We start from the raw sequence: 21,601 nt of genomic DNA, 5'->3' as shown, positions 1-21,601 counted from the left end.
GTCGCCTGACCAACACGGAGCCGGAGGACGGGCTCTCTGCACCTACTCGCTCACCTCGGCGCGAGACCTGACGGAACCGGCTGACCGTAGTTACTGCGCGTGCGCGGCTTTGAGTCAGCGCGTTTTCTCATCTTCCGGGCCGTTCTCGGCGCGCGACGTCGGCGAATGACGGGCGACAGGCAAATTCCAATGATGTCGGATCGCCATGAAGCGAAGGCCAAAGCACAAGGCCGCTCCGGCCAGAGCGGAGACGCCGTAGGAAAGATCGAGCATCTTGCCAATCACGACGACGGCTGCGCCGGTCAAGGCGGCTACGGCATACAGGTCTGAACGCAGAACCTGGGGGATTTCCGCGAGAAGAACGTCGCGTGCAATCCCCCCTCCGATGCCGGTCAACATGCCGAGAAGGGCAGCCATCACTGGATTGAGTCCGAATCCGAGTGCCTTCTGCGCACCAGCGACGGCGAAGAGCGACAGCCCCGCTGCGTCAAACAGGAGTACGGGGCTGCGCAGCCTATCAACGCCGGCATACCAGAAGAAGGTGATGAGCCCCGCCAGGACGGAAACCAGCAAGTATCGCCCGTCAGTCAAAGCGGCCGGCGGGACCGCGCCGATCACCAGATCACGGGCGACCCCGCCAAAATTTCCGGCAACGAACGACAGGACGAGAGTGCCGAAAATGTCGAGGCGCCGGTTGACGGCAGCCACCGCCCCACTGATAGCAAACACGAAGGTCCCGATCAGGTCGAGAACATGCACGAAGGTTTCCATGACGATCCTGCCGTTCCAACCGAGAAGACCGACACGTCGAAACGCAAGCGCGAAACGACTTCATGAAATCTGAACAACCGAGGCGTGGTGAGCACACTGCGGTCTTTTTCTCCCCACCACACTCGTCATTCAAACACCGTCAGGTCGTTTCAAGCCATGCCAGCGCGCCGACGACCAATGCTTCGATCCCCGTCTCCAGGGTGGGATGCAGGACCGGTGCGAACTGAGGGTTGTGATTGACCGGCAGTTCGTTCAGCTTCCCCGCGGCCTTGGCCTTGGCGTATGTTTTGGGGTCATTACCGCCCACGAACCAAAACACCGAAGGCACCTGCCACGCGGTGCCAAAGCAACCGAAATCCTCGCTCGCTGGGGCGGGACCCGTGTGCTTCACCCGATCGGGAGAAAAGTAGCCGCGGAACGCCTCGGCAATGCGGTTGCTGGCGGCCTCGTCATTCACGTTGAGCGGGTAGCGGTCGAGTGGCGTGATTTCCGGCTTGCGTGGCGCGCCGGCGACTTCGGCCTCCCCATTGACGATCCGCTCGATCGCGGCAAGCACGTGCTTTCGCACGCCGGCATCGAACGTTCGCACATTGAGCTTGATGATGGCATCGTCGGGAATGACGTTCTCCTTCGTGCCCGCCTGCACCACGCCGACCGTGACCACGGCCGCGTCGGTCGCGGCGACCTCGCGGGACACGATGGTCTGAAGCCGCATGACCACGGACGCCGCCATGACGACGGGATCGACGCTGGCTTGCGGCATCGACCCATGCGCGCCGCGCCCGAACAGCCGGATCTGCAGACTGTCCGCCGCGGAGGTGATCGGCCCGGCGCTTCCGGCAACGGTGCCGGCGGGGCCGACCATGACATGCTGGCCAAGCACGACGTCGGGCACGGGAAAGCGGTCAAGCAAACCGTCATCGATCATTGCTTGGGCGCCCTGCGCGATTTCCTCGCCCGGTTGAAACACGGCCATCAGCGTGCCCTTCCAGGCGTCGCGCGCCCGCGACAGCAGCGTCGCCGCGCCGACCAGCCAGGCTACATGCATGTCGTGGCCGCACATATGGCCCACCGGAACCGTGTTCCCTTCGGGGTCCATCGCGGTGGCCTTGCTGGCGTAGGCAAGGCCGGTGTTCTCGGCGATAGGGAGTGCATCCATATCGGCGCGCAGCATCACCGTCGGTCCCTTGCCGTTGCGAAGCAGCCCGACCACCCCCGTCTTGCCGACCCCGGCCGTAACCTCGTAGCCGGCTTGCGCGAGCCTGTCGGCGGCGATGCCCGCCGTTCGCGTCTCCTGCATCGACAACTCGGGATGGGCGTGGATGTCCTTGTAGAGCGCCTCGACATCGGGCAGAAGGATCTTCATGCCCCCCAGAATGGCGGAAGCGCTTTTCGAGCGGGTCTGTTCAGCCATGATTGGCTCCTCTTCGTGCTCTCTGGTATGACGGCCACCGGAATGCGCGGATGTTGCACGTCGCTCCTGGGGCCGTTGGCGATGCCGACATTCCCGAAGCCGCTGCCGCCCGGGCCGTAGAACGACATCTTCTCCTCCACGATTTGGCGATCGACGGCGCTCCGATCGTTGAGCGCCATACCATTCACGCCACAGGGAACAACTGGATCGCGGTTTCCGACTCCATCCATATAAACGCCATCGACTATGAAGACACCCGACTATGGAGACGCCGTCGGTGATTTGGTCCGGCGCGGCGGGGGCGAGCGCAATCCCGAAGAGTTGCTGAGCCATCTCGCGCCGCTCGGATGGGAACACATCAACCTGACCGGCGACTATCTCTGGAGCGCGAACCGTATGCCAAGCACGGTTGGCTATCGCCCATTGCGTGCGCCCACCGAACTCCTGGCCGCATGATGTTCCAACTTTGTCCGCTTAACGTATATTTTCGTCCGTTCTATGGCGTCACCCCCTGTATGGCCGGACGGAACGCAAGAGCGTTCAGCCGATCACCGCCGAGCTGACGCCCGGCGACTACGACCAGCTACACAACTCCATCGCCAGCCGCTCCTGGGACACGGCTCCGCTCGAAACAATCCTGGTGCGCACGGCTGATCAGTTGGTCGGCGGTCCTGAAGGTGAGCGCATCAGGGCCGAGGATTTCGCGGACATCCTTCCGAGCGCCGTAATTCAGCCGCCTGCCCCACCCGACTGGAAGCGGTCCCTGGCCGCCGCCATGGACGAACTGGAACGGTCGCTCATTCTGGAAGGCCTTGAGGATTGCCGGGGTAACAAGCTTGAAGCCGCCCGGAGGCTCGGCCTATCGTGCACAAACCTCTACGCCAAACTGCGCAAACACGGCACTGCGTCGCATTCAGACAACTGATCCCAGACTCTAGACCGCGGTCGCGGGATGGAATTTGCACCAATTTCCCGCAAGAACGCTCTGTCCAAGGCAGCCGGCCTACCGGTCACCGCGCAGCGTCACGACGTGGATTCCCATCCATGGGCATTCCGCCGTCATTGTCCTACCATGGAAAGGGGGCGAGTCGAGTGCAATGTCGATGCGGTTGTAGCTGGCAAGACACTCCAACCGCGGTGTCTCACCTTCCATTCGAACAGGGCTTCCTGCAACACCCTGAGCCGCGAACTGCTCCCGCAGGGGCACCGTCAACTCGTTGCCCCTTGAATTCTAAAGCGAACCTGTCCAAATTTGCCCAATCATGACCCTGTCTTTCCGCCATGTCCGTAACTTCCTGCGTGCAGGCCGCGTTCACGCAGGCTCGCTCGCCCCGGATCTGGTCGCCTGAGGCAAGGCCCCCTGACCGTCCGGGGCCAACCCAATCTCCGAATTCATGAGATCCGCCCGATGCGCGTCCATGCGGCCGCCGGGCTAGCTGTGTCCAACCGCTGCATGACCGATGAAGCGCCGACCGGGTGGCGCGACCGGGTGGTTGGTGCATGTGCTTACTGGGAAAAACAAAGGAAGACTTTGATGCGTCCCGCAGACCAGTTTCCGCCCATCGTGCTGAAGGCCACTGACCATGACCGCCTTTTGGCATTGATCGAGGCTGCCTCCGATAAACTGCCCGACGTTTACGAGTATCTTACGGCCAAACTGGATCGTGCTGCGGTGATCGATGCCAGCGAGATCGCGCTTGCGGTGGTCACCATGGGCGCACGCGTGGCGTTTCGGGACGAGATGACCGGTCTGGAGCGCACTGTCACCCTGGTGTATCCGCATGACGCCGATCTCGCGGCCGGTCGGGTGTCGGTATTGACCCCCATTGGCGCGGCCCTCATCGGCGTCGCGAGCGGGCAGTCCATCACATGGTACACTCGCAAGGACGAGGCGAAGACTCTCACGGTTCTGGCCGTCGAACGTCCCGCGGAAGGTCAGGGCGCCATTGCCGCCTGATCTACACCCCGAGGGGTAAAAGTATCGCCGCGGGTGCGGATCAGCATCCAATCTCGGTCAGCACCAACCTTCTGCTATGTCATTGATTTGACGAAAGAAGGCGCTTAGCGGGTGGCTCTTCATCGGCGTCCGTGCAGGGCCACTCTCGACAGGGAATCCTTATCTTGAAATCAACGACATATCCTGCCGGTTCGTAGGGCTGAGGTTGGATGCCGATCCACAGTCAACGGACCGGAGGCGCGAGATCCATGTTCACTGGCCGCTTGGTGGAAGCGGACTGCATGGCGGACTGTATGGTCGCCAGATGGTCGCTCATCATGTCTCGCGCTTGGTCCGCATCCCGGCGGACCATAGCGTCCACGATGGCTTGGTGCTGGTCGCTGTGCTCCCCTCGGAACTCATCATCGCCGATGTGGCGATAGGTCTGGCCCCACTCCCTTTGCCATGGCGCACGGCTTCTGGCACCCGACACGAATTCCAGAAAGCTGATGAGGACCGGATTCCCGGTCGTCCGCGCCAGCGTGGTATGAAACCGGTTGTCCGCCCGTTCGCAGGCAAAAAGGTCGCGGGCGCTCCTTCCCTCCTCGATGCAGGCGCGCAGGGCATCAATTTGGGAGGGTGTCGCCGTCAGGGCCGCCGCCGCAGCGATTCCTGGCTCGATGGTCAGGCGGGCGTTCATCAGATCCCAAGCCGACGTCATCGTTACCAGCAGGGACGTGCGGACCGGTTCATGAACGGGGCGTGGGCCGTAGAAAGTACCCTGTCCAACATGGCGCCAGACCAAGCCTTCAGCCTCCAGCGCCTCCAGGCAAGCCCGCAGGGTTGTTCTGCCTATCCCCAGGAGTGGGGCAAGAGAGCGTTCGGGAGGCAACCGGTCATGCGGCATGCAGCCCTGCTCCCGAAGGAACTGCCGCAGCCGCTCCAGATCGGCAGCCCGGTGAGATCGCGCGCCCATGGTCCTCTCCCGTCCGGAGCCCAAGCACCTTCACTAAACCATTTAGCAAACCAATCATCAGCTAGTCCATCGTTCCCTGCGGGGGCGACCTTCGCTCTGGCGTTCCGATAGTGAGGACACATGGCCGAACCAAAATCATTGATGATGAGCCTGCTGGTTGTCGGCATCACGCTTTCCGCCGGTGGGGCACCAGCCTTGGCCTTTGACACCGCCGGCCGGTACTGCGACACGCCATCACGCTGCATTGATCCCATGGCCACGCATGGAATGGTGACCAGCTCGAATTATCTAGCCACCCAGGCCGGTCTCGACGTGTTGCGCAACGGTGGCAACGCTGTGGATGCCGCGATCGCGGTGGCGGCGACGCTTTCCGTCGTCTATCCGCAGATGACCAGCATCGGCGGCGACAACTTCTGGCTCATCCACAATGCCAAGACCGGCGAACTGAAGGCCCTGAATGCCAGTGGACGCGCCGGCGAGAAGGCCGATATCGCCTTTTACACCAGCAAAGGGTTGGAGAAGATTCCAGCCCGCGGCTATCAGGCGGTCACCACCGTGCCGGGCGCCATTTCGGGCTGGGATGAAGCCTATCGCTACGCCAAGGAAACCATGAGCCGCAGCTTGCCCTGGAAGCGGCTGATGGAGCCGGCGATTCATTACGCCCGAGAGGGTTTCGCCGTCACACCCAGCCTCGATTTCTGGTCAAAGGTCGACACCGACACCGCGGACAAGGAGTTCCACAACCTCCAGCGTTTTGACGAGTTTCGCCGCGTCTTTCTGCGCGCCGATGGTCAGCCCTTCACGACAGGCGAAGTGCTGAAACAGCCCGACCTGGCCGAAAGCCTCACGATGATCGCAGAGGGTGGCGCCGATGTCTTCTACCGCGGCGCGATCGCGGAAAAGATCGTTGCCGACCTTCAGGCGAATGGCGGTATCCTGACGTTGAAGGATTTCGCAGACCACAAGGCCGACTGGGTACAACCCATCCAGGTGCGCTACCGTGGATTCACGGCCCACAATCTGCCCCCCAACACGCAGGGCATGGCGTCACTCGCCATCCTCAACATTCTGAACAATTACGACGTGAAGGCGCTTGGCGAGGGGTCGGCCGACTACTATCACCTGATCGTGGAGGCGACCAAGCAAGCTTTCGCCGACCGCGACAAATACTTGTCGGACCCGGACTTCGTGAAGATTCCCGTCGATGAGCTGCTGTCGACCCAGCACGGCAAGGATCAGGCTGCTCGGATCGCCATGGACAAGGCGGCCACAAACGTGAAGCCGCTGGATCCCAAAGGCGACACCGTCTGGTTCGGCGTGGTGGACCAGGACGGCAACGCCGTGTCGATGATCCAGAGCGTCTACCATGATTTCGGCTCCGCCATCGTGCCGAAGGGAACCGGCATCCTGCTCCAGAACCGTGGCAGCTTCTTCACCCTTGATCCCACTCACGTCAACCGGCTGGAGCCGCGCAAGCGCACCTTCCACACGTTGAACCCGGCAATGCTGTTGAAAGATGGCAAGCCGTTCCTGGTGTACGGAACCATGGGAGGCGAGGGACAGCCTCAAACCCAGGCGGCCATCGTCACCCGCATCGTCGACTTCGGCATGACGCCGCAGGACGCGATCGACGCCCCACGTTGGCTGCATGGCCGGACCTGGGGCGCATGGTCCAACGACCTGAAATTGGAAGGCCGCATTCCCACCGCCGTCGCCGACGACCTAAAACGGCGAGGCCACCCCGTGAACGTCATTGAGAATTTCACGGATGCGATGGGGCACGCTGGCGCGATCCTCATTGAACCGGCCACCGGTGTGCTGTACGGCGCCACGGACCCACGCGGCGATGGCTCGGCGGCGGGCTATTGATGTCGCGGCAGCAACGGGCATTGTCGACCTGAATGGCCGGTCGCTTGGGAGGGGCCGGCCGTAGATGTTCCCACGGCCGGGCCGCAGGCGACCTTGCGGCCCCCACGACCCACCACCCTCTTCAGGGTTCTGGAAAGCCGGCCTTTGTCGCGTAGCGGCGGGCAAGAATGGCGCCGATCAGGATCTGGATCTGATTGTAGAGCACGATCGGTAAAATGATCATTCCGAAGCCGCTTGAACCGGCGAAGATCACCTGCGCCAGCGGCAGGCCGGAAGCCAGGCTTTTCTTCGACCCGCAGAACACCGCCGCAATCTCGTCCTCGCGCCGGAAGCCGAGCAGGCGGGACCCGTGGATGGTGAAAGCCAGCACGACGAGAAGAAGAAGGGTGCACAGGCAAGCCGCAAACAGCAGCGCTTCCACCGGCAACACCTTCCACAGACCCACAGTGACCGATTTGGAAAAGGCGGCGTAGATTATGAGGACGATAACCGATTGATCGTAGTTGTCGAGCCAATGCTTTCGGGCGGTGAGGAACCCACCCACACGGCCATGGATGGCTTGGCCGGCCGCGAAGGGCAGGAGAAGCTCGAACACGACATCGCCCAGGACGCGGTCGAGTTCGACCGATCCCGCGGCCGTCGAACTGATGAACAGCGCCATCAGCATCGGCGTCAGCAACAGCCCGAACACGTTGGAGCCGGCCGAGTTGCATACTGCCGCCGGCACGTTGCCTTTCGCCAGTGCCGTGTAGGCGATGGACGACGACACCGCGGACGGCAGGACCGCCAGATAGATGAAGCCGAGGCTCAGATCGGCAGGCAGCAGGGCGTTGGGCAATAGCCGGAGCGGCTGGACGATGAGCGGAAAAATGATGAAGGTGGTGGTGAAGACGAAGCCATGAAACCGCCATTGCTTCAGTCCGCCCAGAATGGCCCTGCGCGACAGTGCCGCGCCATGCCCGAAAAAGAGCAACATGACCCCCGCCGTGCCCAGCCAATCCACGATCTGCGCTGCCTGGCCAGTTGCTGGAAACACGCTCGCTACGGCGACGGCCGCGATCATCAATACAAGGAACGGGTCAAGCTTTATCATCGCATTCCATTCGGTTGCAATTCGCAGGCGCATTGCCGGGCGGTGTCTGAACCGCTATAGAAGAAGGCGATTGGCCTGCAAATTGGTCTGAACGAGAGTTGCCGATGTCCGGTCGCATGGGGGTTGCCGAGGCCGAGAGGCGTCTTCGCGCATATGTCGAAGACGAAGGGTTAGGACCGCAGGACCGGATCCCCCCGGAACGCACCCTGGCCACGATGATCGGCTGCAGCCGCGAAACTGTCCGGAGAGCGCTCCGCACTCTAGAAAACGAGGGGCTCATTTGGAGTCATCAAGGCAAGGGGACGTTCATCGGCCCGGCTCCGGCCAGGATCGACCGGCCGGTACAGCGCGTGATCGCAACAGCGTCGACTGCCAATCTGATCGAGGCGCGTCGCGTCTATGAACCGGCACTGGCCGCCGCCGCCGCCCAGTCCGCGACCGCCGACGACATCAGGACTCTGCGCGACCTTGCCCGCAGCACCGGTGCGGCGCAGGACTGGCGCGAATACGAGCATTACGACGACGCCTTCCACAAGGCGGTGGCACGGGCCAGCGCCAACCCGCTGCTGATCGCTATCTTTCTCACGCTCGCCTCGGTGCGGGACCGCGCGCCCTGGCAGCGCAAGCACGACGCGCTGTTCCGGAAAGCCGGCAAGCATGATTACACCGCCGAACAGGGCGAACTGCACTCGGCTATCGTCGATGCGATTGAAGCCCGCGATGGCGAGGCAGCACGGCGGATGATGCTGAACCATCTCGACAGCATCCGCGGGTTGCTTGAACGTACGTGAGGCTTCCGTCCACCACATGACCGCAGATGCCGGCAGCGCTGATTGAGTTGTCTGGCCTTGGTCTATGGTTCCGGCGACTCGGTTGGATACATGGCCGACATGCAGTCGATCATGGGGCCGGGTGAGATAACCATGATGCGTGTATTCGCCCCCTCCATATTGGCGGCTGAGCCCCACAAGCAGACCAGGGAGCCGCTCTGACGCTGATATGCGCTCCAACGCCCTTCTGATCATATGATCGTCATTGTGGCTAAGAGTGTGCGAAGCTGATGTGGGTCGATTGGCTTGCGGAGCAAGTTGATCTCTTCAGCTGTCAAGCTGTCATCAGGGAAAACAAAATCATTGGTCAGGAGAATCGCTGGAAACCTTTTATTTGAGAGGGCGCGGATAGCAAGAATGGAATCGATCCCGCTTTGGATTTCAAGAGGGTGATGATCAGAGATCATTACGTCGGGTGGCTTCTGAACTTCCTTGAGCGCGGGAAATGTTTGCCTCGCAGAAGAGGCATCCAGGACATCATAACCCCACATTTCGACGAGAGTCTTCATCGCCATTCGAAGGCACATACTATTCTCAATTAACAATACAAATTTTCGATCACTAATATTCTGTACGGCTTTGTTGTTCTGAGTGCGCATTGAAGGCCCCTCGATTGCTGCATGGAGAGCCTCTAGTTTGGCCGGAGATTGGTCTGCTAATTGGTCTGGACGAAACAAAAGAGGCGTTACGGCCTAGATGTTTAGTCCTGGCGTTTGATGGTGCGGACCTCATCCGGGGCCGATGACGCGTGCCTGAAGGATGTCGAGTTTGCCGCGGCCATACATCTGCCGCTTGACCAGCTTGAGCTTGGTGATCTGCCCCTCTGTCTGGCCGTTGGACTACGGCAGAGTGATTGCCGCGATGACGGCAGTCCGGTCCTTGGCCACCCCATTGGCGAAGGATCCCACCAAGCCCGCCTTGGCTCCCTGCAGCCAGGGTTCAAGTTCCTCGGCATTTTTCTTCCGGATCATCGACTGGAACGCCGCAACGATTTCACGCGCCTCGACCAGCATCGGCACTCCGCCCTCAATTGCCGCGACCGTTACCGTCTCCGCTTTGGTCAGAGCCTCCCGTCCGATGGTGAGCAAGCGCGCAATCGTCCGCGCCGCCGGCGTCCGGCTACGTTCCCCAGCCTGCGCCTGGTCTGAGCGCCGGCGGCGCGTCGCCCATTCGCCAACGATACGCAGGTTGCCCCGGAACCCGGTCCTCCTCAGCCGACGCCAAAGGTCCGTCGCATTGTGTCGCCCGGCAGCACACTGCGCATCCAGCCAGGGAAGATGCAGGTCAAGCGAGCTTTCCCGGATCCGAAACATGTCGGACCGCTGACCGCGGACGACCTTGCGACTGTGACCGGTACGGCGGACGATCTCCTTGATGGCGATGCCCTCCTTGGCCAAGGCGAGAATGACGCCGTTGGTCTCCTCCCAGCGCAGATAGCCCTCGTACTGGATATGCTCAGCTGCGGTGAGCAGACCGGAATCAACGGTTGTCGCTCCGATGACGACGCGGATCTGGCGCATCGACTTGCGCACGGCATCCAGGAAGGCGTGGCTGGCGTTCTCCATCAGGTGCCAGCGGTCCGCGACCTGGATGGCGTGCGGTAGAGCCTGCGAGATCGCTTGAGCGTAGGCGCCACCACGGTCGCGCCCCACGATGCCGGTCTGCTGCTGGTCCAGCAGCCAGTCTTCCGTGGTCGCCGGCTCGCGGTTGGGCAGGAGCGCGATAGTGCGGTGGCGATCAAGATCGCAGATGAGCGTTCCGTATCGTTGGTTGCGCCGCCAAGCCCAATCGTCCATTCCAATAGCTGATGGCGGCGGTAAAACAGGACAATCGTGCCGTCGCATGGCCCACAGAGGCGTGTCCTTGGTGATCGGCACCATCGGGCGTTTCCCCAGCCGGGCTGCGGGGCGTCCACCGAGGGCGAGACCGAGATGATAGACGAGACCGTCGAGCCGCGCCGTTCGGCGGGCCCATGGTTTCAGAACATTCGGATCGAAGCGCTCAGCGAAAATCCGTCGACGACAGGTTGGGACATCGCAATGGAAGCGCCGCGCCTGAAGGTGCAGCCGGACGTTACGGACCGAGAGTGGCAGGTCGAGAAGGAAGCGCTGGTATCTGCTGTGCACCTGAAACGAGTGTTCGCCACAGACCGGGCAAGGACTGAACGCGGCAGTGGAGCGCACCGTGAGCTGAACTGCAAGGCTGCTGTCTGCCGTTTCGACAACCAGAAAACCGGGTGGTACGCATCCCGTACAGTGAAGCGACTGAGCCATGATGCTGATCCCGCTGACGAAGCCAGAACTGACTACAATCCAGCACCATCAAAACTGCGACAGAGCCCTTATTCCATGCCGATTCACACCGTCAGTCTATCGGCCGGCCGTTGTTGACCTTGGCCATCGACCTCTGAACCCGGATGGTCTTCGGCTTCCACGCCTCGCTGCGCGCGCCCTGCGAATGCAGCGTCGCCTACACCCTCGAACAGGGCATCCGGGCAAAGGCGACCTGGCTTGCGGCCCGTGGCATCACAACACCCTGGCAGGTTTCCGGGATGGCGCAGGCGCTGCAACTTGACAACGCGCGGGAGTTCAAGGCGCGTGGCTTACTCTGGGGACGCCAGCGGCATGGGATCAGGACGGTGCCGCAGCCCCTTAAGGTGCGGTTTTCAGAATGCAGTGAGTCGGTTTGCGATGATGAAGATGGCTGCCGCGGTGAGCAGAGCGAGGATGATGTGGCCCAATCGATCCTGTCGTCGATCCAGGCGTTTGTTTGCCAGCAGCCAAGCGCAGCCATGCTCGACGATGCATCGGACCTTGCCGAGCCCCGAGCCGTGGGGCTCGCCGATCTTACGGATGTGCGGCTGAACCCTGTCGCGTAAACAGAGCCAGCGATTGTCGGCGCTGTCGTAGCCTGCGTCGGCGTAGAGCCTGCCGATGGCCGTGCAGACGACCTGGGCCAAGCGCAGCAAGTCAGGGAAGAGCTTGGTGTCATGCACGTTGGCGGGCGAAGGGAGGACCGCCAGCGGCAGGCCGTCGGTCGAGACGACCACGTGGTACTTGGTCCCAGGCTTGCCGCGGTCGGTCGGGTTCGGCCCGGTCAGGTCGCCGCCTCGCTTTGCTCGTACCGAGCAACTGTCGACCACGACATCCCAGGCAGCTGCGTCGGGGCCGGAGCGCGCCATGCGGACAAGGACGGCATGAACACGGCGGAGCAACGCTGTCGTGTCCCACTCGTCCAGGCGGCGGCGCAGGGTCGAGCCTGAGGCACGCCCGTCTGCTGCCCGAAGCTCACGCCATTGGACGCCCTCACGCAGGAAGAAGCGGAGCGTTTCGATGATCTCCACAGTGGGCATCGGCGGACGCCCGGGGCCGAGAGGCCGATCCTCGATCCGGTCGATGATTCCCGCCACCAAGTCCGCAACTGTCGGTCCCATGCCTGCCTCTCTGTGCCAAAGGCACAGGAAACCGACAGCACATCAGCGGGTTTCTGGAGGGCTGATCATCGGATGAGGGTTCTGGAAACGGCCTCTTATGGGCCGTTGCCGAAGAAGCTCCGTGCCCGCGAGCGTCGCTCGCTCATGCGCAAGCTTTCGGCGGCCGCCACCAAACTTTTGACCTTGCAGGGCGAAATTGGCCTGAGCATGAGCAACGCGACTGTGGATAGCTACTCCGGCACGGAGGCGAACCGACCAGCACTTCCCTCAGAACCGCCTCTCAGCTGCCCAAGAGGTTCGCTCGGACCTGAAGCAAATGCTCCTGAAGAGCCGCCCGGGCCTGATCGCCGTCGCGGTCATGGAGGGCGACGACGACTCGCCGGTGCTGCTCTTCATAAACGGCACGGCGCGCCGGGGTGAGGCTACGCACCTTGAGCCGCGCCCATTCCGGCTGGTTTCGGATGGCGTTGACCGCGTCGTACACATCGGACAGCAGACCGTTCTTGGCGGCCCCGATGATCGCCACGTGGAGCATACCGTCCCAGTGCTCAAACTCCGGGATGTCCTGGGCACGCTCCGCGTGGGTGAGGCACTCCTCCATCCGCTGGAGATCGGCGGCGGTGGCACGCCCGGCGGCCAACTCGGCCGCTTGCGGCTCAACCATCAACCGCAGTTCCATGATTTCCGCCGGGCTGGCGCCAATGATGCGACTGGTCAGGCTTTGACCGGCACCCGTGTCCTTCGGCGCCGCTTCCGACGAGACGAACGAGCCACGTCCGACATGCCGGACAATCTTGCCTTGCTCCTCCAGCACGCGCAGGCTCTTGCGCAACGTGTTGCGGGAGACCTTGAACCGCTGCTCCAATTCACGTTCGGTCGGCAGCTTGGTGCCGGGGCCCCAGGTGCCGTCGGCAATGCTCTGCTCGATCAGCGCGACAACCGCGCTTGCGCCGGAAGCAGCCCGGTCTCTGAGATTCAATGCGTCCATGATCACTCCGCAACCACGCCTGCCCCATTTGTAACCCAATATGGCGGCTCGCCTGTTGTGGCGCAACCGCAAACTCAGTGTGAACGCTAGTGCGCCAACCGGGAAGGCGAACGAAAAAGTCCGTAGAACGAATTTTTTTCTTGACCAATCGTGCTCCACAGCGCTGTTATTGGATCACACATGGCGCAAATTGGTGAATGGATGCACCAATTGGATCATTATTGGATTAATGGAGACAGCGCATGAAGTTCGTGACCTTTCAGCATGAGGGACGCCGCGCGGTCGGCGTGATCGACCCGGACAAGCAGCGCGTGTGGCCGCTCGATACCATTCAAGGTGAACCGGTCGGCGACATGCTCGACCTCATTCGCCGGTTCGACGCGATCAAAGGGCATATCGCGCTCAACGCCGCGGGAATTCCGCTGGCCGACGTCCGCCTCGATGCGCCGATCCCGCGTCCGGATCGCAACATTTTTTGCGTTGGCAAGAACTACCACGAGCACGCTCACGAGTTCACCCGCAGCGGCTTCGATGCCGGATCGAAGCAGGCTTCCGACGCCATCCCTGAAGCGCCGATCTTTTTCACCAAGCCGCCGGAGACCGTCATCGCCAATGATGAGCCAATCCGCTATCCACACGGCGTGAGCGACAGCATCGACTACGAGGCCGAACTGGGTTTGGTCATCGGCAAGGGCGGTCGGGGGATCTCGAAAGCCGAGGCCTACGATCATGTGTTCGGCTACGTCATCATCAACGACGTGACGGCGCGGGATTGGCAAGCGCGCCATAAGCAATGGTTCCTCGGCAAGAGCTTCGACACCTTCTGCCCGATGGGCCCATGGCTGGCGACGGCCGACGAAGTCGATGCCGCGAACCTGTCGCTCCGCTGCTGGGTCAACGACGAGTTGCGCCAGAACGCCAACACGAGCGATCTGATCTTCGACATCCCGACCATGATCGAGACTCTGTCGGCCGGCATCACGCTCTACCCCGGAGACGTCATCGCCACCGGCACGCCTGCCGGTGTTGGCATCGGCTTCACCCCGCCGAAGTTCCTGAAGCCGGGTGACCGCGTAACGATCGAAATCGACGGGCTCGGCCGCCTCAGCAACGTTCTCGACTGAACACGGCCGGTCTTCCGCAACGACAACAAGGGAAACGCCTTATGGCACAGCAATTGGCCGTCGAGGTGCATGGCGCCGGCGATCCGGTGATCCTGGTCCACGGGCTGGGCGGCACCTCCAACGTGTTCACGCCGCAGATCGGGGCGTTGTCGCGTTTTTTCCAATGCGTGCGGTTCGATCTGCCCGGTTCCGGGCGCAGCCCGACCGAGGGTGACGTTTCGATCGCCGGCTTTGTTGAAGCGGTCTTGGCGGTGCTGGACAGCCGTGGCATCGAGCGCGCCCATGTGGTCGGCCACTCGCTCGGCACCATCGTGTGCCAGCACCTTGCCGTCCTTCAGCCGGAGCGGGTGCGCAGTCTGGCGCTGCTCGGGCCGTTGCACGCGCCGCCCGAGGCCGCCCGTCCGGCTCTGCGCGACCGCGCAGCCAAGGCACGCGGCGAGGGCATGGTCGGCATTGCCGACGCGATCGTCCAAGGGGGCACCTCGGCCAACACCAAGGCCAGCCGGCCGGAAGTCGCAGCGTTCGTCCGGGAGATCCTGATGCGCCAGGACCCGGAGGGCTATGCCCGCACCTGCGAAGCTCTCGCCGCCGCCGAGCCGGCCGACGTGACGCGGATCACCTGCCCGACGCTGCTCATCACGGGCGACGAGGATGGCACGGCTCCGCCTCCGGCCGTACGAGCCCTGGCGTCGAAGATCCCGGGATCAAGCCTGCGCATCCTTGACCGCTGCGGCCACTGGACGACGTTCGAGCGTCCGGCGGCGGTCAACGAAGCGCTGGTCAATTTCCTGTTCTCCGCCGCCTAAGCGCCGTCGTGACATCGCACCGCTGCAGCACGTGCACGTCCCGTGGCGCAGCGGGGCCGTCCGGAGGTGAGCCCCCTTGGTGTGAACGTGTGGATGCCCGGCTTTGCCGGCCGCGCTCCGCGAGACGGAAGCGTCCATCCAGGGGTGAATGAAAACATAAGCCGGCAAACCGGCATCAACCCCGATCGATGAGGAGGAAACGATGCAAACGACCCTATTCACCAATGTGCGCGTCTTCGACGGCACCGGGGTGCAACCCTATGCCGGCGAGGTGCTGGTCCAGGGCAACCGGATTGTCGAGATTTCCCGACAGGAAGGGGCGATCTCGCGCGACGCGCACCGCCATGTGAACGGCTGCGGCGCCACACTGATGCCGGGCCTCATCGACTCGCACCTGCACCTGTCGTGGAACAATCAGCCCACCCTCGCGGCCATCCAGCAGATGCCGCCGGAAGAGCACGTTCTCTTCGCCGCCGACATGGCGAAACTGGTGTTGGACGCCGGCTTCACGGCTGGCTTCGGGGCTGCCGCAGCCAAGCCCCGCTTGGATGTCGTGATCCGCAACGCGATCAACGCGGGTCAGATTCCCGGGCCGCGGTACCGCGCCGCGGGTCAGGAGATCGCCACTCCCGGCGGGCTGGGCGACACTTCGCCGCCGCACATCGAACATGAAGGATTGAACTTCGGCACGATCGTGTCCGGGCCGGAGGAGGTCCGCAGGGCGGTGCGCCGTTACATCAAGTACGGCGTGGACAACATCAAACTGAACCTGTCCGGCGAAGAGATCACCGGCGTCGCGGCCGAGGTGACGCCGATGGCGCGCGATGAGATCGCCATGGCGGTCAGCGAAGCCAAGGCGCATGGCAAGACCCTGTGCGCGCACGCGCGTTCCTCGGAATCGGTCAAGCTGTGCGTCGAATTCGGCATCGAAGGCATCTTTCACGCCTCCTACGCCAATGAGGAGGCGCTGGACCAGCTCGAGGCCGTCAAGGAGCGGCATTTCGTGGCACCCGGCCTGGCTTGGCTGCTCACCACGGCCCGCGAGGCCGGCGCCTACGGCATCCTACCCGGCTCCCCGCTGTCGCTCCAGTACGAGCGCGAACTGGAAATCGCGGTCGATACCATGAAGAAGATGCACAAGCGCGGCATCACTGTTCTCCCCGGCGGCGACTACGGTTTTGCGTGGCAGCCGCACGGCACAAACGCCCGCGACTTGGAGATCTTCGTGAATCTGCTCGGCTTCACGCCGATGGAAACCCTGGTCGCTGCAACCAAGCTCGGCGGTCAGATCATGGGCATGGGTAATGAACTCGGTCTGATCCGGGAAGGATATCTGGCCGACATGCTGCTGGTCGACGGCGACCCGCTTGCGGATATCACAATCCTACAGAACCGGAACCGTCTTCTGGCGATTATGAAGGACGGCCTCTTCCACAAGGTTCCGGAAGTCCTCGTGGCGCGCGAGAGGGCCTGAAGCCAAACCCGCCCCGGCACCACCAAGCACATCGCTCCTGGCGATCTTCGGCCATTCGGGCATGGACACCACCGAGGGCCGGCCTCCCCCGGCATTGTCCGGCTCCGTCATAGCAGGGTGCCGTACCGACATAGAACAGAGGGGGAAGCAGCATGGATGATCTCAGCTGGCGCAGCATCCTGTTTGTCCCGGCATCACGCCCCGACCGCTTCGACAAGGCGCTTGCCGCGGCGCTGATGCGGTCTGCGTGGACCTGGAGGATGCCCCGTCGCGCCGGCGCACAAGGAGGAAGCCCGTGCTGCGGCCGTGCGCTTCCTGGCGGATTGTGGCGACGCTCCCGACCGCGTGGTGAGAATCAACACGCCACGCAGTGCGGCGGGGCTGCGCGACGTCCTTGCGCTCCTTGATGCGCGCCCGTCGAGCGGGACCATCGTCATTCCCAAGATCGACTCTCCTGTGGAAGTCTGTTGGGTCGATGACTTGCTGACCGAGGCGGGGCTCGCTCTCCGCCTGGTGGCGCAGATCGAGACGCTGCGCGGGGTTGAGCAAGCAGCAGCCATCACCGCCGCGACGCGTCGCGTGAGCGCCGTCATGTTCGGAGGTTTGGATCTGGCGGCGGAACTCGGCGTTCCAGCGACCTGGGACGGCCTTCTGTACGGTCGCTCGCGCGTCGCGCACGCCGCAGCCCAGGCTGGCATTCCGGCCATCGACATGCCCTTCGTCGCGGTTCGCGATGCCGACGGATGTCGCAGTGAAGCGCATCGGGCTCTGGCCCTGGGCTTCACCGCGAAGATGGCTATCCATCCAAATCAGGTACCCGTCATCAACGACGCCTACACCCCGACGGCGGACGAGGTTACCGAAGCCGAGCGGGTTGTCGCAGCCTGGAAGGACGCCCCGGAGGGTGTCATTCAAGTGAACGGAAAAATGGTCGAGCGACCGATTGTCTTGGCCATGCGGCGCACGGTAGCCCGCGCGCAGGCCTCCAGGCGAGCAGCGGCGCAGCCCTAGAAGTGTTGCTTTCCGCGAATTCCATCACCGAGACAACCGCCTGACTGACCCACAACAGGCGGACTGTAAGCAGTATCAAGGGAGGAAAAAGCTATGCGCTCATCACCGTCGTTCCGGCAGCGGCTCGCTCTTGGAGCGCTTTTGGCCGCCACGGCTGGCCTAGCCCTGTCCTGCCCGTCATTCGCCGCCGATGCCCGGACGGGCGGCGGCGCGGCCTCTGCGGAGCGCCGCCCGAACATCCTCCTGATCCTCGCCGACGACCTGGGCTATTCCGACATCGGTGCCTTTGGCGGCGAAATCCAGACGCCCAATCTGGACGCTCTGGCGCGCTCGGGGCTTCAGTTGACGAACTTCCATGTGTCGCCGGCCTGCTCGCCGACGCGCGCCATGCTGATGTCGGGGGCCGACAACCACGTTGCTGGACTGGGCACCATGGCCGAGCTTCCGACACCGGAGCAGAAGGGCCAGCCGGGGTACGAGGGGACGCTCAGCATGAACGTGGTTCCCTTCCCGGAACTGCTGCGCGATGCGGGATACCACACCTACATGGCCGGCAAGTGGCATCTGGGATTGACCGAGGAGTTGAGTCCGGCCGCCCGCGGGTTCGATCAGTCCTACGCCATGGTCCAGGGCGGGGCCGGCTTCTTCGATCAGACCGGAAACGCGCCGCCGCCGGACGGCAAGGGCACCAGCAAGGCCCGTTACCGGGAGAATGGCAAGGAAGCCACCCTCCCCAAGATCGACTACACGACGAATTTCTACACAGACAAGATCATCGATTACATCGCCAGCAATCGGGCCGACGGCAAGCCGTTCTTCGCCTATGCCGCCTACACGGCACCGCATTTCCCCCTGCAAGCACCGGACGCCGTCATCGAAAAATACAAGGACACCTACAAGGCGGGTTATGACGTCATTCGCAACGAGCGGTTCAAGCGCATGCAGGCGGCGGGTCTGATCCCCGCAGACATGAAGCTGCCCGCCCCGTCTGCGGTGTGGCCCAAATGGACGGATCTGACGCAGCAGCAGAGAGACATCGAGGCCCGCCGGATGGCGGTCTACGCGGCCATGGTGGACGTCCTCGACCAGAACATCGGTCGGCTGGTCTCCTACCTGAAGGAGATCGGCGAGTTCGAGAACACGATCGTCGTCTTCCTGTCCGACAACGGTGCGGAAGGGAGCGACATTCTGGATCTGGTACCCGCCAAGTGGGTGAACGAGACGTTCGACAACAGTCTGGAGAACGTCGGGCGGCCGGGATCCTATGTGGGATATGGGCCGGGATGGGGGCAGGTGAGCGCGACGCCGTTCCGCCTCTACAAGGGCTTCCCGACCGAAGGCGGCGTGCGGTCGCCGACCATCGTCTCCTACCCGAAGTTCGCGCGGAGCGGTAAGCGGGATGACCAGCTCGCGACCGTCATGGATCTCGCGCCGACCTTCCTCGAGGCCGCCGGCGTCACGCATCCCGGCGGGAGCTACAAGGGCCGCACCGTACATCCCATGCAGGGTACCTCCCTGTGGCCCTATCTGAATGGCCGATCCGACCGCGCGCATCCGAGCGACTATGTCCTGGGCCTGGAACTGTTCGGGCGGGCCTCCCTGCGGAAGGGCGACTGGAAGCTGGTCTGGGTGAACAAGCCCTGGGGCGCCGGCGAATGGCACCTGTACAATCTCGCCGAAGACCCGGCAGAGGCGATCAACCTCGCGGACGCTCAGCCTGAGCGAACCAAGGAGCTGCTGGCCTCCTGGGAGAGCTTCCGCGACAGGAACGGCGTCATTTTCAACGACAAGATCGCCGACCAGCTCCAATACAGCAACGGCACGCGCTACTACGACGAGCTCGAGCGCTGACAGCGACCGTCGTGACCGCGACCAAGGTAAACGGGGAGAGCGCCACCGAAGCCAGCGGTGGCGCTCTCCCGAGCCGACCGGCGTCCAGCTCAACGAAAAAGCGCGGGAGATCGTCCCATGCCTCGCAGGATCCTTTTCCCTTTCATCTCCCTGCTCGCCCTATGCGTCTCCATCGGCGCAGCCGGTCTCAGCGCGCCCCATGCGGCACCCGTTGCACCACCCTCCGAGCCGGGGTTGCTGTGCCAGTCCTATTCCGGCAAACCGGACGGTGGAGATCGTCACGCCGGCATGGCCTGGGTGCCCGGCGGCGAGACCACCATCGGGTCCGATGAGCATTACAGCGAGGAGGGGCCGGCCACCAAAGTCCGGGTGGATGGCTTCTGGATGGACCGCACCGAGGTCACGAATGCCCAATTCGCACGATTTGTCGAAGCGACCGGCTATGTGACCGAGGCGGAGCGTGTCGTCCGCCTTGCCGGCGCCGGTTCGCCACGGCCAGCCGGATCGGTGGTGTTCGTGAGCCCGCTCGACCAGATGGGCGGGACCAACAGCTGGTGGCGGCTGATGCCCGGAGCGAACTGGCGTCATCCGGAAGGTCCCGGCAGTGACATCGAGGGACGCAGGAACCACCCCGTCGTTCACGTAACCCATCAGGATGCCCTGGCCTACGCCCGATGGCTGGGCCGGGAGCTCCCGACCGAGGCGCAGTGGGAATTCGCCGCCCGCGGCGGCCTCGAGGGGGCACCATATGCCTGGGGTGGGGAATTCACGCCCCAAGGGCTCGCGATGGCCAACACCTGGCAGGGCTTCTTTCCAATCCGGAACACCCAGGCGGACGGATATCGGGCGACTGCGCCCGTGGGATGCTTCAAGGCGAACGGTTACGGGCTTTACGACATGATCGGCAACGTGTGGGAGTGGACGTCGGACTGGTACCGGCCCAGGCACGATGGACTCGACTCTCCCAATCCGACAGGACCCCGGCAGGAGGACAGCTATGACCCCCGGCAGCCGGACATCCCCAGCCGGGTTATCAAGGGCGGGTCATTCCTCTGCGCGCAGAATTTCTGCCAGCGCTACCGCCCGGCCTCACGCCACCCGCAGGAGGTTGCACTCGGCGCAAGCCATCTGGGATTTCGCACAGTGCTCATGCCTTGACGCTGACAGTTGCACATCGTCGACAGAACAGTGGCGCTGGTCAAATTCCATCGACCGGACTGCCACAGCCGCGATAGGCGGCAAGCGCATCACATGATGCCGTCACGCGTGCGCATCACGGCTTAACCGCTTGGCGGGCCCGCCACGTCGACACCGGGAAGGTCGCTACTGTGCCGGCGAGATTCACCGCCAGCTCCGCATGTCGCGCTGACGGGCGGACCGCCTTGCGGCCACGGCCGTGGGCATCGCTCAGCTTGTTGCGGATGCTGGCCAAGCTGTTTACGACGCTCTGGCAGTTGCCGAGGATGGTCTTGAACACTTCCTCGGTGTGCTGGTCCAGGGCAAGCTGAAGGTGTTCGGCGGCCGTCCGGTAGAGCTTCGGTAGCTCCTCCCGATCACTGTAGGTCCCGCCAGCATCTTCGATGATGTGCTTGCAGACGGTCTCCAGCAATGTTCGGGCCGAAGTGATCGCGCCCTCTGGATGGGTTGCCCGCCGCTGCAGCGCCCGGGTCCAGGCTTCGTGCACACTGGCTTCGTCGAAGGCGGCGAGCGTTTCCGAGATGAGAGGGTCGGCCGGAGCCTCGGCGGAGCCGCCGGTGGCTTTGACAGTGAACAGCGGATAGCCCGACACGGAAGCGGTTTCGGCTAGGTGGAAGCCATCACGCTCCAAGAGAGGATTCAAAACCGCGACCAGCCGGCGCTGCTCATCCTCCTCCCGGGTGCGGGGATGCAGCAGAGCCTCTAGCCCGAATAATTCATCAGGGCTGGCGCAAGGGGCGGCGGGCGCAAGGCTAATCCACTGAATTCGTGTATGATTCTGGTGCTGAAGCAGTCTCACCACGGATCACCGGAGTTCACGCCCGCCAT

The 21,601-nt window shown here is 63.2% G+C and carries 18 protein-coding genes and 3 pseudogenes; 12 read left to right on the top strand and 9 right to left on the bottom strand.

What is annotated here, in order from left to right:
* Positions 1-114: 114 nt before the first annotated feature.
* Together GBZ48_RS22695 and GBZ48_RS22690 are read right to left on the bottom strand one after the other, a co-directional pair.
* The gene (locus GBZ48_RS22695) at positions 115-771 is read right to left on the bottom strand and encodes a trimeric intracellular cation channel family protein (protein ID WP_174473079.1); all 657 of its coding nucleotides are present in this window, start codon (positions 769-771) and stop codon (positions 115-117) included.
* 139 nt (positions 772-910) lie between these two features.
* Positions 911-2,185: a M20 family metallopeptidase gene (locus tag GBZ48_RS22690; protein ID WP_174473078.1), complete on the bottom strand. Its 1,275-nt coding sequence runs from the start codon at positions 2,183-2,185 to the stop codon at positions 911-913.
* A gap of 285 nt (positions 2,186-2,470) precedes the next feature.
* Between GBZ48_RS22690 and GBZ48_RS22685 the strand changes: the two are divergent.
* The 4 genes and pseudogenes from GBZ48_RS22685 to rnk all read left to right on the top strand — a co-directional run.
* Positions 2,471-2,641, top strand: a pseudogene (locus GBZ48_RS22685) (Tn3 family transposase); the annotation flags it as partial.
* A 55-nt stretch (positions 2,642-2,696) separates the two neighbouring features.
* A pseudogene (locus GBZ48_RS36395) lies at positions 2,697-2,861 on the top strand (transposase); the annotation flags it as partial.
* A 99-nt stretch (positions 2,862-2,960) separates the two neighbouring features.
* A complete protein-coding gene (locus GBZ48_RS36390) occupies positions 2,961-3,110 on the top strand; it encodes a helix-turn-helix domain-containing protein (protein WP_246307392.1) in 150 nt (49 codons plus the stop codon).
* Between the two features lie 483 nt (positions 3,111-3,593).
* Positions 3,594-4,142 (top strand): nucleoside diphosphate kinase regulator, encoded by a 549-nt coding sequence (rnk, locus tag GBZ48_RS22675; RefSeq protein ID WP_246307386.1) that lies wholly within the window; start codon positions 3,594-3,596, stop codon positions 4,140-4,142.
* A 223-nt stretch (positions 4,143-4,365) separates the two neighbouring features.
* Here the strand turns inward: rnk and GBZ48_RS22670 are convergent, their stop codons facing one another.
* Positions 4,366-5,097 (bottom strand): FadR/GntR family transcriptional regulator, encoded by a 732-nt coding sequence (locus tag GBZ48_RS22670; protein WP_174473077.1) that lies wholly within the window; start codon positions 5,095-5,097, stop codon positions 4,366-4,368.
* A gap of 120 nt (positions 5,098-5,217) precedes the next feature.
* On the opposite strand from GBZ48_RS22670, the gene ggt reads away from it, so the two are divergent.
* Positions 5,218-6,966 carry a gamma-glutamyltransferase gene (ggt, locus tag GBZ48_RS22665; protein ID WP_174473076.1) on the top strand — a complete coding sequence of 583 codons (1,749 nt, stop codon included), beginning with the start codon at positions 5,218-5,220 and terminating at the stop codon, positions 6,964-6,966.
* Between the two features lie 121 nt (positions 6,967-7,087).
* On the opposite strand, the gene GBZ48_RS22660 is transcribed toward ggt, so the two are convergent.
* Positions 7,088-8,059, bottom strand: a complete 972-nt coding sequence (locus GBZ48_RS22660) for a bile acid:sodium symporter family protein (protein ID WP_174473075.1) — start codon at positions 8,057-8,059, stop codon at positions 7,088-7,090.
* A 104-nt stretch (positions 8,060-8,163) separates the two neighbouring features.
* On the opposite strand from GBZ48_RS22660, the gene GBZ48_RS22655 reads away from it, so the two are divergent.
* The gene (locus GBZ48_RS22655) at positions 8,164-8,850 is read left to right on the top strand and encodes a FadR/GntR family transcriptional regulator (protein ID WP_174473074.1); all 687 of its coding nucleotides are present in this window, start codon (positions 8,164-8,166) and stop codon (positions 8,848-8,850) included.
* A 230-nt stretch (positions 8,851-9,080) separates the two neighbouring features.
* Here GBZ48_RS22655 and GBZ48_RS22650 read toward each other — a convergent pair whose 3' ends face one another.
* The 4 genes and pseudogenes from GBZ48_RS22650 to GBZ48_RS22635 all read right to left on the bottom strand — a co-directional run bounded on the left by GBZ48_RS22650 (position 9,081) and on the right by GBZ48_RS22635 (position 13,310).
* Positions 9,081-9,488, bottom strand: coding sequence for a response regulator (locus tag GBZ48_RS22650; RefSeq protein WP_174473073.1), 408 nt, complete (start codon positions 9,486-9,488; stop codon positions 9,081-9,083).
* Positions 9,489-9,617: 129 nt separating this feature from the next.
* Positions 9,618-11,162, bottom strand: a pseudogene (locus GBZ48_RS22645) (ISL3 family transposase).
* A gap of 392 nt (positions 11,163-11,554) precedes the next feature.
* The gene (locus GBZ48_RS22640) at positions 11,555-12,322 is read right to left on the bottom strand and encodes an IS5 family transposase (protein WP_174473072.1); all 768 of its coding nucleotides are present in this window, start codon (positions 12,320-12,322) and stop codon (positions 11,555-11,557) included.
* A 280-nt stretch (positions 12,323-12,602) separates the two neighbouring features.
* Positions 12,603-13,310: a FadR/GntR family transcriptional regulator gene (locus tag GBZ48_RS22635; RefSeq protein WP_174473071.1), complete on the bottom strand. Its 708-nt coding sequence runs from the start codon at positions 13,308-13,310 to the stop codon at positions 12,603-12,605.
* A gap of 242 nt (positions 13,311-13,552) precedes the next feature.
* Here GBZ48_RS22635 and GBZ48_RS22630 point away from each other — a divergent pair, with 242 nt between their 5' ends.
* The 6 genes from GBZ48_RS22630 (at position 13,553) to GBZ48_RS22605 (ending at position 20,734) form a co-directional block, all read left to right on the top strand.
* Positions 13,553-14,434: a fumarylacetoacetate hydrolase family protein gene (locus GBZ48_RS22630; RefSeq protein ID WP_174473070.1), complete on the top strand. Its 882-nt coding sequence runs from the start codon at positions 13,553-13,555 to the stop codon at positions 14,432-14,434.
* A 41-nt stretch (positions 14,435-14,475) separates the two neighbouring features.
* Positions 14,476-15,240, top strand: a complete 765-nt coding sequence (locus tag GBZ48_RS22625) for an alpha/beta fold hydrolase (RefSeq protein ID WP_174473069.1) — start codon at positions 14,476-14,478, stop codon at positions 15,238-15,240.
* Positions 15,241-15,442: 202 nt separating this feature from the next.
* Positions 15,443-16,714 (top strand): metal-dependent hydrolase family protein, encoded by a 1,272-nt coding sequence (locus tag GBZ48_RS22620; RefSeq protein ID WP_174473068.1) that lies wholly within the window; start codon positions 15,443-15,445, stop codon positions 16,712-16,714.
* 306 nt (positions 16,715-17,020) lie between these two features.
* Positions 17,021-17,725 carry an HpcH/HpaI aldolase/citrate lyase family protein gene (locus GBZ48_RS22615; RefSeq protein WP_343049632.1) on the top strand — a complete coding sequence of 235 codons (705 nt, stop codon included), beginning with the start codon at positions 17,021-17,023 and terminating at the stop codon, positions 17,723-17,725.
* A gap of 93 nt (positions 17,726-17,818) precedes the next feature.
* Positions 17,819-19,576: an arylsulfatase gene (locus tag GBZ48_RS22610; RefSeq protein ID WP_174473067.1), complete on the top strand. Its 1,758-nt coding sequence runs from the start codon at positions 17,819-17,821 to the stop codon at positions 19,574-19,576.
* Positions 19,577-19,693: 117 nt separating this feature from the next.
* Positions 19,694-20,734, top strand: a complete 1,041-nt coding sequence (locus GBZ48_RS22605) for a formylglycine-generating enzyme family protein (protein ID WP_174473066.1) — start codon at positions 19,694-19,696, stop codon at positions 20,732-20,734.
* Positions 20,735-20,849: 115 nt separating this feature from the next.
* On the opposite strand, the gene GBZ48_RS22600 is transcribed toward GBZ48_RS22605, so the two are convergent.
* Positions 20,850-21,572 (bottom strand): abortive infection family protein, encoded by a 723-nt coding sequence (locus GBZ48_RS22600; protein ID WP_343049631.1) that lies wholly within the window; start codon positions 21,570-21,572, stop codon positions 20,850-20,852.
* Positions 21,573-21,601 lie beyond the last annotated feature (29 nt).

The sequence above is a fragment of the Azospirillum melinis genome, from assembly GCF_013340935.1.
In the GTDB taxonomy this organism is placed as follows: Bacteria; Pseudomonadota; Alphaproteobacteria; order Azospirillales; family Azospirillaceae; genus Azospirillum; species Azospirillum melinis.
This window is presented reverse-complemented; position numbering and strand designations above follow the sequence as displayed.

Excerpts from the sequence above, each read along its gene's own strand:
- GBZ48_RS22695 (WP_174473079.1), bottom strand. The coding sequence starts at position 771 with ATGGAAACCTTCGTGCATGTTCTCGACCTGATCGGGACCTTCGTGTTT.
- GBZ48_RS22690 (WP_174473078.1), bottom strand. The coding sequence starts at position 2,185 with ATGGCTGAACAGACCCGCTCGAAAAGCGCTTCCGCCATTCTGGGGGGC.
- GBZ48_RS36390 (WP_246307392.1), top strand. The coding sequence starts at position 2,961 with ATGGACGAACTGGAACGGTCGCTCATTCTGGAAGGCCTTGAGGATTGC.
- rnk (WP_246307386.1), top strand. The coding sequence starts at position 3,594 with ATGCGCGTCCATGCGGCCGCCGGGCTAGCTGTGTCCAACCGCTGCATG.
- GBZ48_RS22670 (WP_174473077.1), bottom strand. The coding sequence starts at position 5,097 with ATGGGCGCGCGATCTCACCGGGCTGCCGATCTGGAGCGGCTGCGGCAG.
- ggt (WP_174473076.1), top strand. The coding sequence starts at position 5,218 with ATGGCCGAACCAAAATCATTGATGATGAGCCTGCTGGTTGTCGGCATC.
- GBZ48_RS22660 (WP_174473075.1), bottom strand. The coding sequence starts at position 8,059 with ATGATAAAGCTTGACCCGTTCCTTGTATTGATGATCGCGGCCGTCGCC.
- GBZ48_RS22655 (WP_174473074.1), top strand. The coding sequence starts at position 8,164 with ATGTCCGGTCGCATGGGGGTTGCCGAGGCCGAGAGGCGTCTTCGCGCA.
- GBZ48_RS22650 (WP_174473073.1), bottom strand. The coding sequence starts at position 9,488 with ATGCGCACTCAGAACAACAAAGCCGTACAGAATATTAGTGATCGAAAA.
- GBZ48_RS22640 (WP_174473072.1), bottom strand. The coding sequence starts at position 12,322 with ATGGGACCGACAGTTGCGGACTTGGTGGCGGGAATCATCGACCGGATC.
- GBZ48_RS22635 (WP_174473071.1), bottom strand. The coding sequence starts at position 13,310 with ATGGACGCATTGAATCTCAGAGACCGGGCTGCTTCCGGCGCAAGCGCG.
- GBZ48_RS22630 (WP_174473070.1), top strand. The coding sequence starts at position 13,553 with ATGAAGTTCGTGACCTTTCAGCATGAGGGACGCCGCGCGGTCGGCGTG.
- GBZ48_RS22625 (WP_174473069.1), top strand. The coding sequence starts at position 14,476 with ATGGCACAGCAATTGGCCGTCGAGGTGCATGGCGCCGGCGATCCGGTG.
- GBZ48_RS22620 (WP_174473068.1), top strand. The coding sequence starts at position 15,443 with ATGCAAACGACCCTATTCACCAATGTGCGCGTCTTCGACGGCACCGGG.
- GBZ48_RS22610 (WP_174473067.1), top strand. The coding sequence starts at position 17,819 with ATGCGCTCATCACCGTCGTTCCGGCAGCGGCTCGCTCTTGGAGCGCTT.
- GBZ48_RS22605 (WP_174473066.1), top strand. The coding sequence starts at position 19,694 with ATGCCTCGCAGGATCCTTTTCCCTTTCATCTCCCTGCTCGCCCTATGC.